Raw genomic sequence first — 12,938 nt, 5'->3', positions numbered from 1 at the left:
CAGTTTTCGCCTGTATTAGTACATTTATGAATGTCCGCACTTAAAGCATATCATATGGATTTCCGGGATACAACCCATTTTACCTGCAGATATCCTGAAATCTTTGTAAAAAATATTTTTCCGACAAACAAGTCAAAGATTAATAAGAGTTAAACGAAAAATTAAAAATGAAATTCAAACAAGACGAAAATCTATTGAAATCTCCCTTAGGTATTCCTGGCAAAAAAGGAATCGGCAGACGGCTCTTTGATATGCCATCTCTCCGATTCCTCATTTCTCATATTGTCTTTTAATCCTTCAACGAACGTTTCACACTGATCGTAACCTTCTCCTCATAACACTGGAAGATCTGGTCCACTTTTTCTTTCTTCATCTGTGGCGTGATCAGACTAACGATCGGAACAACGATCAGTCCTGCTATCATAGCCACCGCACCTGCATTGATCGGAGATGCTATGTATTTCAGGTACATATTGGAAATGGTGATTCCTACGCCGCAGATAAAGCTGCCCCACACAGCGGCCGGCGTTACCTTCTTCCAATACAATCCGTACATAAACGGCGCCAGAAATGCCCCGGCCAGAGCGCCCCAGGAAATTCCCATGAGCTGCGCGATAAAGGTCGGCGGATCCAGTGCGATCACAACAGAAAGCACGATGAAGAACACGATAAGTACCTGCATCACAACGACCTGCGTCTTCTCACTCATCTTCTTCACCAGATTGCCCTTGATACAATCCAGGGTCAGAGTGGAGCTGGAAGTAAGCACCAGGGACGACAGGGTGGACATTGATGCCGAAAGCACCAGAACCACGACAACGCCGATCAGTATATCCGGAAGCGTAGACAGCATATAAGGCACGATGCTGTCATATACCGGAAGCCCTGTCTTTGCATTATAGATAGACGGATTGTCGAACAAACGTCCAAAACCACCCAGGAAGTAGCAGCCGCCGGAGATCACTACCGCAAAAACCGTAGAGATGACCGTACCGGTATTGATGGATTTTTCGTCTTTAATCGCATAGAACTTGTGCACCATCTGCGGAAGTCCCCAGGTTCCAAGAGAAGTCAGGATCACAACTCCCAGCAGATTTAAGGGGTCCGGACCGAAGAACGAAACAAAGGCTCCAGGCTGGCCCTGAGTCAAAGGCACGTCGCTTGGAATCTCCGCCATCGTCCGAATTGCCTGGATAAACCCGCCCTGCCCGCTTAACACGGCTGCAATGACGGCACAAATTCCGCCCAGCATGATGATGCCCTGGATAAAGTCATTGATCGCCGTCGCCATATATCCTCCCAGGATAACGTAAACGCCGGTGAACAACGCCATTGCAAGAACACAGTATGTATAAGGAATATCAAACGCCATTCCGAACAAGCGTGAAAGCCCGTTATATACCGACGCCGTATACGGAACCAGGAATACGAAAACAATCACCGACGCCACGATTTTCAGCGCTTTGCTGTCAAACCGCTCTCCGAAGAAATCCGGCATGGTCTTCGACTGCAGATGCTGACTCATAACACGGGTCCTGCGCCCTAAAATGACCCAAGCGAGCAGACTTCCGATAAACGCATTTCCCAGTCCGATCCAGGTCGCCGACAGACCGTATTTCCACCCAAACTGTCCTGCATATCCTACAAATACTACTGCTGAAAAGTAAGATGTTCCATATGCAAATGCGGTAAGCCACGGTCCGGCCGCATGTCCTCCCAGCACGAATCCGTCCACACTGGTCGCACTCTTACGCGCATACAGACCGACTCCCACCATCACTGCAAAAAACACGATCAGCAGAATCACTTTTACTATCATTCTTTTACCCTCTTCTTTCCTCTATTCTTCACTTTAAACCGCAACGCTTTAAACTATTACACTTTAAAGCAATAAACTTTAATTAGAATAGCACGACTTTTTCCATCTGTCAATCCCATAAAGAAAAAAACTCTTCCTGCATCATTTGATTTTCCATCAAACTGCAAGAAGAGTTTCTCTTTTATTAATCAATCTGCTCCAGCACTTCAAACCTTCCGGCTGCCAGAACCATCACTATAGCCGTGATCACAACGCCGTAAATCAAAAGTGCGGGGAAGACGAAATTCACATCTATCAGTACGCCCAGCATCACCGCCAGGAAAATTCCGATTCCCATCACGCTGGACTGGATCAGCATTCTAAACAAATTGCGAAGCTGCGTCCCAAAATGATCTCCCAGAATGTAGATAGCAAAAATCCGCATGTACATCTTATCTGCCTGAAACAACACATAAATCAAAATACAGCTTACAATCTGCCAGATTGGAACATGCCAGCTCACTCCGATCACCCCATAAATGATTGTTCCATCAATCAGGGACTTAATGTGTTCCATGAGTGTCGCATACCACAATTTCTCTATCGGTCTTGCCGGTATCAGATACAGGTAGGGATTGTTAAGCTCCTTCTCCCATTTCCCCACGGCTCCCGAAGTGCAGAACACAACATAGGCCACAATTCCCAAAAGGAACAAGGAGGCGTACTTCCCATCTCCGTCATAAGCCTTCGCCATCACAAAAGCGATGAACACACTCACCAGGTCCATAGAATTAAAAATGAAGAAGCGGGCTTTCTTATATTCCAGAAAATGCCGGTGAAAAATCGCACTTGCACCCTTTCCCGCCATACCGGACTTCAGGTGGCGGTATTTTTCCTTGCCCGTACCGGTCTCGCCCCGTTTGTTTCTCTGACGCAGCGCCTGATAATCATCCGCAAATTTCGCTGCCTCCTCATAATAGCCGCCTGTACACTCCATCTTCCACGCCGCAAATACCAAAACAGCTGTGGACAGAAAATAGAGGCATGTACATACCACATTGACCGTAGTGGCTCCCAGAATCACCAGCCGGAAGGTCGCAATATTCCACCCGATCAGCGGAAGCATCTGAAGCACCGGGTGCTCGAATATCCCCGCCACGCTCGCGACAGACAGACCATAGCTGTGAATATACCATGCGACAAAGAGTCCCAAAAGCACCAAAACTCCCAGGAGCACTTTTCCCGCCTTATCTACCTTCTGTGCGGATACTTTGTCATTTCCATATAAGAGAACGACAATCGCACTCTCCTGCAAAGCCGTCATCACCACCCACAACACAAAGACCAGAAGCATTTTCCAAACCGATACACTGAAAAACAAAATTCCAATCACAAAAATCGCAATGCCAAAAATCAAATCCATGAGAATATTCTTTAAAGCTCCGAACAGAAGGACCCGTTTCGGGGAAATCGGTGCGCTAAATATAAAGTGCGCATGGCTTGGTTTAAAAATGATTCCCTTTCTCATGGCATACATCATATAGCTGGACGGCAGCGCCACGAAAATTAAAACCGTGATCACGATGGCAAGTCCCGCCGGATTGTCAAAATGAATATCTCCCATCATCTCTTTGAGAGCAAACAACAGTATACCTATATAGCCTATGATAAATACCGCGAACAGGTACGTCACCGGGCGCCGAAGCGCCTTCTTCAGACGGTTTATGAACTCTCTTTTCGCAACATAAAATAAAGTCTTCATTATTTTTCACCGCCTGTCATCTCAAAGAATAAATCTTCCAGCTCCTTATTGCCCGCATCTTCCTTGCTGTAGGAACCAATGATCCGCCCCTTTTCCATCACGAACATCACGTCCCAAAGACCGTCCACCATCTCCAGCATATGCGTACTGATCAGAATCGTGACCCCAAACCCTCTGAGCTCTTTGATCACTTCCTTTAACTCTTTGATGGCCTGCGGGTCCAGCCCCACCATCGGTTCGTCCAGCATGATCACCTGCGGCTTCACCGCGAGGGCGCAGCAAATGCTCACCTTCTGCATCATACCTTTTGACAATTCGTTCCCCATCTTATCCTGCTTATCAAACAGCTCGAAACGCTTTAACAGGAACTCGACCTCTTCTTCCGAGATCTGACTTTGATAGGCTCTCTTTATGTATTCAATATGCTCTCTTACAGTCAGCGCCTCGAACATACTCGGAATCTCCGGCACATATCCAAAAACCCGTTTCGCTTCCAGGGACCGTCCCGGGTGGCCACAGATCTTTACCTGACCGTTGTACCGCAAAAGTCCGGCTATGCTCTTGATCACCGTGGATTTTCCCGCGCCATTCGGACCAAGCAGGATTCCGACCTGTCCGGGCATTACGCGAAAACTAACGTGATCTGCCGCCAAAGTCTTTCCGTAAACCTTCGTTAAATTTTCTATTTCAAGCATGATTTTGTCCTCCTGTGATGTTATAGTATCATTGCCATTTTTATTGTACTATTGTCATAATACAATGTCAAGTATTTCCTTGGCTATATGTAATAAAAAAGGCCGCAATAAAAAACTGCTGTTCTATTACAGAATGTCTATGTCCTTTCACACATTCTGTAAATTCAACAACAGTTTTCTAATCACCTTCTCGCGCTTATCCCGCACCTTCTGCATGGCTCTCCCGCAAATTCAGCAACAGTTTTTCATCACCAGTTCAAGCCGGGCGTCTACGCATCTTATGATTCAATGAGAAAGACTTCCATATCATCCGGCACATACAAATTGCCATGATAATACTGTTTTCCTTCCTCTGTATACCATTCTTTTCGATTTTTCAGGTTCTTTTCTTCCGTGTGATACAGGATCAGATTCGGAACCTTTAGCCTCTCGGCCAATTCACAGGCTTCCTTCACGGTACTGTGATGCTTTTCATATGGTTTAAACTGATCACGCTGCGCATACAGACAGAAGGCCTCATGCATCAGCCAGTCACTTTCCTTCACATATTCATATTCGCACTCATTATATGGTTCGTCACCACAACAGGATAGCTTTGTCCCACTCGGAAGGAGCATCGTAAAACCAAATTGTTTCGCCTTGGTCGATTCAATGTCAAAGAACGTGACCGGACAGCCGATAATCTCTTTTTGTTCCCCACTCTCAAGCGGAATCAGCAAAATCCTTTCACCGATATGCCGCGTGACCTTCTCTATAATCGTAAGCTCCGCGATGGTCCTGATCGTAGAAGCCAAACCTGCATGACAATAAATCCGAAGCTCGCCCTGATACTTCCCCTGGTTTATCTTCTGACCGATAATACGCACAAGCCAGATCACTCCCAGCAGGTGATCAATATGTTCATGAGTAATAAAAATATCGTGAATCTCTTCAACAGGAATTCGGGCATCTTTTAAGACTTTCAAGATCTTATTGCCTCCCCCTGCATCTACCAGGAAATGTCTATGCTCTTCGGAAAGCGCAAAACAGGTGTTAAAACACTCCGTCACATCCGCATTTCCTGTGCCAAATATTGTCAGCTTCATCTGTGCTCTCTCTTTCTGTATTTCAGACCGATTTACGTCTCTTTGGATCTGCCGCTACTGTTTTTCTACAACTTCTCCCTGCTTTTTGTAAATACTGTTCGCCGGTACATATCCTCTCACCATGGAAAGCGGGTAAATGTTCGTTCCGCTTCCCACAACGCTTCCCGGATTCAGGACCGTTCCGCAGCCGACCTCTACGTTATCGCCCAGCATTGCACCGAATTTTTTCATTCCGGTCTCGATTCCGCCTTCCGGCGTCTTTACCACTACCAGCTTCTTATCTGATTTTACATTTGAAGTAATAGAGCCGGCTCCCATATGAGATTTGTAGCCGAGAACGGAATCCCCCACATAATTGTAATGCGGAACCTGCACTTTATTAAACAGAATCACATTTTTCAGCTCGGTCGAATTTCCTACGACCGCGCCTTCGCCCACGATGGCGTTACCGCGGATAAACGCACAGTGGCGCACCTCCGCCTCTTTTCCGATGATCGCGGGACCGTTAATGAATGCTGTCGGCGCGACCTTCGCACTTTTTGCCACCCATACATTCTCACCGCGTTTCTCGTATTCTTCTTCCGGCAGAGTCTTACCCAACTCAAGAATAAAATTCCCAATCTTCGGCAGGACCTCCCATGGATAGGTAACTCCTTCAAAAATGTCTTTTGCAATGGTCTCTTCCAGCGTATACATTTCTTTTACTGTCATTTCTTTCATGATGTCTTTCCCTTTCCTTTCCTGGTTTTTGCGGTTGCTCCGTTTTTATAGAAAACTGCGGCTTTGTCGTAGCAGCTTCTAAGCTGTGACTGATTATTTAATCCCAACACTCCATTCGTGCGGCTCACAATAAAGTGATCCAGTTTAGTCATGTACTCATCCGGTGTGATATCTCCGTCCGCCACGTAGGTAAGCCCCTTCTCCCAGCTCGCTGTAAGCTCCGGATTCAAAAGGGAACGAATCGAATGCTCTACCACATCAAAAATCATCTCTCCTAACAAAGTCGGCGTAATGATCTGCGTCTTTTTATTCAGCGACAGGTATTTGATATTGAACAGTTTTTTCAGGATCTCGGCTCTGGTGGCACTGGTACCGATCCCACTTCCTTTGATCTGCGCCCGCAGCTCCTCATCTTCGATGAGCTGTCCGGCATTCTCCATGGCAAGAATCATAGAGCCGGAATTGTAGCGTTTGGGAGGCGTTGTCTCTCCTTCTTTGATTGTAAGGCCCTTCACGGCAAGCACATCACCCTTTTTCAGGTTCTTAACGCACGCAAAGAAGTCGGCGTCCATGTCCTTTTCCGCATCTTCACCTGCCCCTTCTTCTACATCTTTTTTCCCGGTATCTGTCTCCTGTTCGCTCTTATCCTTCTTTTGTCCCGGAAGTCCCGCCACCTTGAGATAGCCTTCCTCCGTCAGCACACGGAAGCTGGTAAAAAACTGTTCTTCTTTAATCTGCGTGGTAATGGCCACTTTTTGATAGACCGCCGGAGGATAGAAAATACTCAAAAATCTCCGCACGATCAGGTCATATACCCGTTTTGAGACCGGAGGCATCGCATGAAGGGCGCCAAGTCCCTGCCCTGTCGGAATAATCGCATAATGGTCTGTGATCTGCTTATCATTGACATACCGGCTTTTTGCCAATGTCTTATAGCTCCCAAATCCCAGAATATCCTGCATGTATGGAGCCGCCATCGGATACTTGCTCAGCCCGTTCAGATTCTTGGTGATCTCCTTTGCCACTGCTGTCGAAAGTACACGCGCATCTGTTCTCGGGTAGGTCACCAGCTTCTTTTCATACAATTCCTGCACGATCCTAAGCGTCTCATCCGGGCTGATCTTAAAGCGTTTGGAGCACTCGTTCTGAAGTTCCGCCAGGTTGAACAAAAGCGGCGGATTCTTCTTTTCTTTCTTTTTCTCGATCGCCAGAATACGGCAGGCAAGCCCCGGCACTTCCCCGCCTGGCATTTGCTGCTGCGCAGTTCCCGAAGCCTCTCTTCCCACCAGGTAACGTATCAGCTCCTCGGCGTCCCTGTGCTCCTTAAATCCATTTTCCTTATATAAACGGGGAAATTCAAAATACCGGGAATCCTTCTGTACTCTCCACTCCCCTTCCAATGTATGTCCGTTTACCTCCACCGATTCCATCACCCGATAGAACGGTGTCTTCACAAACTCGCGGATCTCCCGCTCGCGCCGTACCACCATGCCCAGTACGCAGGTCATGACACGGCCCACGGAAACCACGGTATATTTATTTCCCAGATAGTTCGAGATGCTGTTTCCATATTTCAGAGTCAGAAGGCGGGAAAAATTAATCCCCATCAGATAATCCTCTTTTGCTCTGAGATAGGCGGACTCGGACAGATTGTCATACTCCGAAAGGTCTTTCGCCTCGCGAATGCCCCGGAGAATCTCCTCCTCTGTCTGGGAATCGATCCAGACCCTGCGGCGCTCCTTCCCCTTCACATGTGCCATCTGTTCCACCAGACGGTAAATGTATTCTCCCTCTCGTCCCGAGTCCGTACAGACATAGATCCTGTCCACATCGGACCGGGTCAGAACGCCTTTTACAATCTCGAATTGTTTCTTTACCGCAGGAATCACCTCATATTTGAACTCCTTCGGGATAAACGGCAGAGTCTGAAGACTCCACCGCTTATATTTTTCATCATATACTTCGGGATAACTCATGGTGACCAGATGGCCCACGCACCAGGTAACGATGGCATTCTCTGCTTCCAGATACCCATCCCTTCTTTTCAGATTCAGGTGCAGAGCCTTGGCAAACTCCTGAGCCACGCTGGGCTTCTCCGCGATAAATACTGATTTTCCCATATATTAATATCTATACTCCTATTTTCTCTTCCGGAAGAATTTCCTCAGCTTATCGCCAATATTTTCCTCCTTTTCCACTTTAGGACGTTTTACGGTAACCGCCTCTTTCATGAAATATTCCTGGGCACAAACCTTCGAGGTGCCCTTTTCTTTTTTAATATAAACACCGTTGTTCTGCAGCTCACGCGCCTTCGTGTTGTCAGCCAGCATGATCTTTAACATCTGAATGAGCTGTGCTTTCACACGCTCATCATAAACCGGACACGCAACCTCCACACGCTTCTCCGTATTTCTGGTCATCATATCCGCTGATCCGATATAAACCTTCCGGTCCGCTCCTGATCCAAAGCAGAAAATACGCGGATGCTCCAGGAAACGTCCCACAATACTGGTCACTCGCAGATTATCCGTGTATCCCGGAACTCCCGGCAAAATACAACAGATTCCACGCACGATCAAATCTACTCTGACGCCTGCTTTTGACGCCTCGGAGACCTTCTTTATAAAGTCTACGTCCGTAACAGAGTTCATCTTCATTACGATTCTTCCGCTCTCGCCTTTTTTGATCTCCTCGTCCATCAGCGCCAGCACCTTCAGCTTCAGGCTGGTAGGCGATACGATCAGATGCTCGTAGCTGCCATTTAAGTTTCCAATGGACATGTTCTTGAAAAATACGGAAGCATCTGTACCAATCCCGCGGTCCGCGGTGATCAGAGACACATCAGTGTACATCGTAGCCGTCTTTTCATTGTAATTGCCGGTTCCCACCTGCGTAATATAGTGAATCTCGTTCTTATTGCGATATGTAATCAGGCAGATCTTGGAGTGCACCTTATAGCCGTCAAATCCATAGATCACCCGACAGCCGGCCTCCTCCAACCGCTCTGACCAGTCAATATTATTCTGTTCATCAAAGCGGGCGCGCAATTCGATCAGCACCGTGACTTCCTTCCCATTCTCAGCCGCTGCACAGAGATATTCCACCAATCTCGCCTTCTTAGCCAGACGATAAATCGTAATCTTGATCGTCAAAACACTTGGATCATAGGCAGCTTCCTTAATCATGCGTAGGAACGGGTCCATACTCTCATACGGATAAGACAGAAGGACATCGTGCTTCTTTACCTGCTTCATCACGCTTCCCTCCGCCAGATAGCGGGACGGCTGCGGTGTGAACGGTTCGTCCGTCAGAGAGCGCTTCATGGAAGTTGGCACCTTATCCATGATAGAGAAAATGAAATCCAGCTTCATCGGCATCTTGGTACGGTAGATCTGATTCTGCTTAATCTTAAATTTGTCGCAGAAATATTTCTCCATCTCTTTTGTGAGCGGCTCCGCTGTCTCCAGGCGCACGACTGCCATACGGCGGCGCTTGTGCAGCGTCTCTCTCATCAGAAAACGGAAATCATCGTTGATCTCCAGCGCTTCATCGTCCGGAGATACGTCTGCATTTCTCGTAACACAGATATAGTTCTTATCCGAAACTTCATATTTATCAAATACCAGTTCCAGATATTCCATGATCACCTTCTCCATCCGGATATAACGGATATCATGTCCCGGAAGGTATAAAATCTCTGAAATAAAATGCGGTACCGGAACAATACCAAGCATCGTTTTATTGTCTTTCTTCAGATTCGCGATCACATAGATCGCTTTATTCAAAAGATGCGGGAACGGGTGATTCGCGTCAACGATCTGCGGAGACAGAACCGGGAGTACCTGATCTTTGAAATATTTCTTTACATACTTTTTCTCCTGCTGTTCCAGCTCTTTGATCGAAAGACCGCAGACTCCGTATGGACTGAGCAGCTTCTTGATCTCAGCATACGTTTTGTCTCTCTCTTTATAAAGCGGCGCCACCGCTGCAAAGATTGCCTCCAGCTGCTCCTTTGGCGTCATGCCTGAACGGCTGTCGATGGCACTGTTATCCGTCAAAGACATGTCATACAGGCTGCCCACGCGGATCATGAAGAATTCATCCAGATTGCTGGTGAAAATAGCGACAAACTTCATGCGTTCCAGAAGCGGCACAGAACTATCCTGTGCTTCCTCCAAAACTCTCTGGTTAAACTTTAACCAGGAAAGTTCCCTGTTCTGCGTGTAATTCAACATTTCCCTGTCCATTTTCCCTCTCTCCTTTAAACTAAAAAATTACATCTATTTTGCCTGGATATAACCTTTTGCGGTAAGCGTCTCAGCACAAAGCACTGCGCCTCCGGCCGCACCGCGCACGGTATTGTGGGACAGTCCCACAAACTTCCAGTCAAAGAGCGTATCCTCGCGCAAACGCCCGATAGAAATCCCCATTCCATTCTCATAGTCTACGTCCAGTTTTACCTGCGGACGGTTATCTTCCTCCAAATACTGAATGAACTGCTTCGGCGCACTCGGAAGCTCAAGCTCCTGAGGAAGTCCTTTAAAGTTCACCAGTTTTTCAATCAACTGCTCCTTTGTCGGACTTGTAGCAAAGTTCACGAATACGGCAGCCGTATGACCGTTCAGCACCGGAACACGGATACACTGGGTCGTGATCACCGGCTCTTTCGCTTTCACGATCTGTCCGTTCACAATGTTCCCCCACAGGCGCAACGGCTCCTGCTCACTCTTTTCCTCTTCCCCGCCGATATACGGAATAATATTCTCCACCATCTCCGGCCAGTCCTTAAATGTCTTTCCGGCTCCGGAGATTGCCTGATATGTTGTGGCAACCACTTCCGTAGGCTGGAACTCCATCCATGCTGTCAAAACCGGCGCGTAACTTTGAATGGAACAGTTTGGCTTTACCGCCACAAAGCCGCGGGTCGTGCCCAGACGCTTTTTCTGGTATGCGATCACGTCAAAATGCTGCGGATTCACCTCTGGAATGACCATCGGCACATCCGGGGTCCAGCGGTGTGCGCTGTTATTGGATACGACCGGAGTCTCTGTCTTCGCATAAGCCTCCTCAATGGCACGGATCTCCTCCTTGCTCATATCCACTGCGCTAAATACAAAATCAACTGTCTCGGCCACTGCCTCCACTTCGTTGACATTATGAACAATCAGCTTCTTCACCGCCTTCGGCATCGGTGTATCCATCTTCCAGCGGTCTCCGACTGCTTCCTCATAGGTCTTCCCTGCGGAACGCGCACTGGCTGCGACCGTAACTACCTCAAACCACGGATGATTCTCCAGCAGTGCGATAAAGCGCTGTCCTACCATTCCCGTGGCACCTAAAATTCCTACTCTTAACTTTTTCTGCATCGTTAATCCCTCATTTCTATTGGTAATAGCTTATCCTTTTGTAATAGTCTGTCCCTAGCACTCTGCCAGATACGCCGTATAGCTATCGATGACCTTCTTCATAGCCTCCGGCCCCGGCGCGCCAATGGTATTTCTCTTATTCACACATGTCTCCATGCGGATCGCCTCGTAGATATCTCCCTCAAATACCGGAGATACTGCCCGATATTCGTTGAGCGGCAGTTCATCAAGGGAAATCCCCTTGCCGATACAGGTCAGCACCAAATGCCCCACGATCGCATGTGCATCGCGGAACGGTACCCCGTGATTGACCAGATAATCCGCCACATCTGTCGCATTGGCAAAGCCACCTCTGGTACTGGCAAGCATCCGGGATTTCTTGAACTTCATGGTAGACATCATACCGGTAAAAAGTGCAAGGCAGCCTTTTGCCGTATCGATGGCGTCGAAGATCAGTTCCTTATCCTCCTGCATATCCTTATTATATGCGAGCGGAATGCCCTTCATCGTCGTGAGGATCGACATCAGCGCTCCATATACACGCCCGGTCTTTCCACGTACCAGTTCCGCAATATCCGGGTTCTTCTTCTGCGGCATGATGCTGCTTCCGGTACTGTACCCGTCATCGATCTCAATGAACTGGTATTCATTGGAATTCCAGATAATGATCTCTTCTGAGAAACGGCTCAAATGCATCATAATCGCGGAAAGCGCACTCATGAGCTCGATCAGATAATCCCTGTCGGATACCGCATCCATACTGTTGAGCGCCGGTCCGTCAAATCCCAGCAGCTCTGCCGTATAATTCCGGTCCAGAGGGTAAGTGGTTCCAGCCAAAGCTCCCGCCCCCAAAGGACAGGTGTTCATTCTTTTATAAATATCCTTCAAACGCGAGTGATCCCTCTTAAACATCTCAAAATACGCTCCCATATGATGTGCCAGCGTGATTGGCTGCGCCTTCTGCATATGCGTAAATCCCGGCATGATCGTATCCGTATGCTTCTTCATGATATAAAGGAGCTCCCGCAAAAGCTCTACCACCAGACCCTCCAGTGACAGAATCTCGCTTCTTATATATAACTTCATATCCAGCGCCACCTGATCATTCCGGCTGCGCCCGGTATGGAGCTTCTTTCCCGCATCACCGATCCGTTTAATCAGATTCGCCTCCACGAAGCTGTGGATATCCTCATATTCATCTGTAATCGCAAGGGAGCCGTTCTGCACATCTTTTAAAATACTGTCAAGACCGGCGATAATCTCTCTTTTCTCTTCTTCCGTCAGGATTCCCTGTCTGCAAAGCATCATAACGTGGGCAACACTGCCCTTAATATCCTGTTCATAAAATCGTTTATCAAATGAAATGGACGCATTAAAATTATAGACCAATTTGTCAGTCTCTTTTGTAAAACGTCCTCCCCACAACTGTGCCATCTGTTTTTTCCTCTTTTCTTAAGCGTGTGAAAGTAATATTTTAAACTTTGTTTCCTAGTGTATCACAAACCCGCAGTC

Annotated in this window: 9 protein-coding genes; all 9 read right to left on the bottom strand. The window is 47.5% G+C overall.

Features of this window, described 5'->3' with window-relative positions:
* Window positions 1-289: 289 nt before the first annotated feature.
* On the bottom strand, window positions 290-1,819 hold the full coding sequence (locus ABXS75_10800) for a sodium:solute symporter (protein ID XCP83571.1): 1,530 nt from the start codon (window positions 1,817-1,819) through the stop codon (window positions 290-292).
* A 184-nt stretch (window positions 1,820-2,003) separates the two neighbouring features.
* Window positions 2,004-3,560: a putative ABC exporter domain-containing protein gene (locus ABXS75_10795; GenBank protein XCP83570.1), complete on the bottom strand. Its 1,557-nt coding sequence runs from the start codon at window positions 3,558-3,560 to the stop codon at window positions 2,004-2,006.
* Window positions 3,560-4,255 (bottom strand): ABC transporter ATP-binding protein, encoded by a 696-nt coding sequence (locus ABXS75_10790; GenBank protein XCP83569.1) that lies wholly within the window; start codon window positions 4,253-4,255, stop codon window positions 3,560-3,562. Before ABXS75_10790 ends, ABXS75_10795 begins: the two co-directional genes overlap by 1 nt.
* A gap of 278 nt (window positions 4,256-4,533) precedes the next feature.
* Window positions 4,534-5,340, bottom strand: a complete 807-nt coding sequence (locus tag ABXS75_10785) for an MBL fold metallo-hydrolase (protein XCP83568.1) — start codon at window positions 5,338-5,340, stop codon at window positions 4,534-4,536.
* A gap of 54 nt (window positions 5,341-5,394) precedes the next feature.
* Window positions 5,395-6,060, bottom strand: a complete 666-nt coding sequence (locus ABXS75_10780) for a UDP-N-acetylglucosamine pyrophosphorylase (protein ID XCP83567.1) — start codon at window positions 6,058-6,060, stop codon at window positions 5,395-5,397.
* Entirely contained in the window at window positions 6,057-8,180 is a 2,124-nt protein-coding gene (locus tag ABXS75_10775) for a DNA topoisomerase (GenBank protein XCP83566.1), read from the bottom strand. Before ABXS75_10775 ends, ABXS75_10780 begins: the two co-directional genes overlap by 4 nt.
* An 18-nt stretch (window positions 8,181-8,198) precedes the next feature.
* Window positions 8,199-10,307, bottom strand: coding sequence for a polyphosphate kinase 1 (gene ppk1, locus ABXS75_10770; protein ID XCP83565.1), 2,109 nt, complete (start codon window positions 10,305-10,307; stop codon window positions 8,199-8,201).
* A 33-nt stretch (window positions 10,308-10,340) separates the two neighbouring features.
* Window positions 10,341-11,426 carry an aspartate-semialdehyde dehydrogenase gene (asd, locus tag ABXS75_10765; GenBank protein ID XCP83564.1) on the bottom strand — a complete coding sequence of 362 codons (1,086 nt, stop codon included), beginning with the start codon at window positions 11,424-11,426 and terminating at the stop codon, window positions 10,341-10,343.
* Window positions 11,427-11,480: 54 nt separating this feature from the next.
* Window positions 11,481-12,860, bottom strand: coding sequence for an argininosuccinate lyase (gene argH, locus ABXS75_10760; GenBank protein ID XCP83563.1), 1,380 nt, complete (start codon window positions 12,858-12,860; stop codon window positions 11,481-11,483).
* Between the last annotated feature and the right edge of the window lie 78 nt (window positions 12,861-12,938).

Origin of the sequence: Roseburia hominis (genome assembly GCA_040702975.1) — a bacterium.
Classification (GTDB): domain Bacteria; phylum Bacillota; class Clostridia; order Lachnospirales; family Lachnospiraceae; genus Allocoprococcus; species Allocoprococcus hominis_A.
This window is presented reverse-complemented; position numbering and strand designations above follow the sequence as displayed.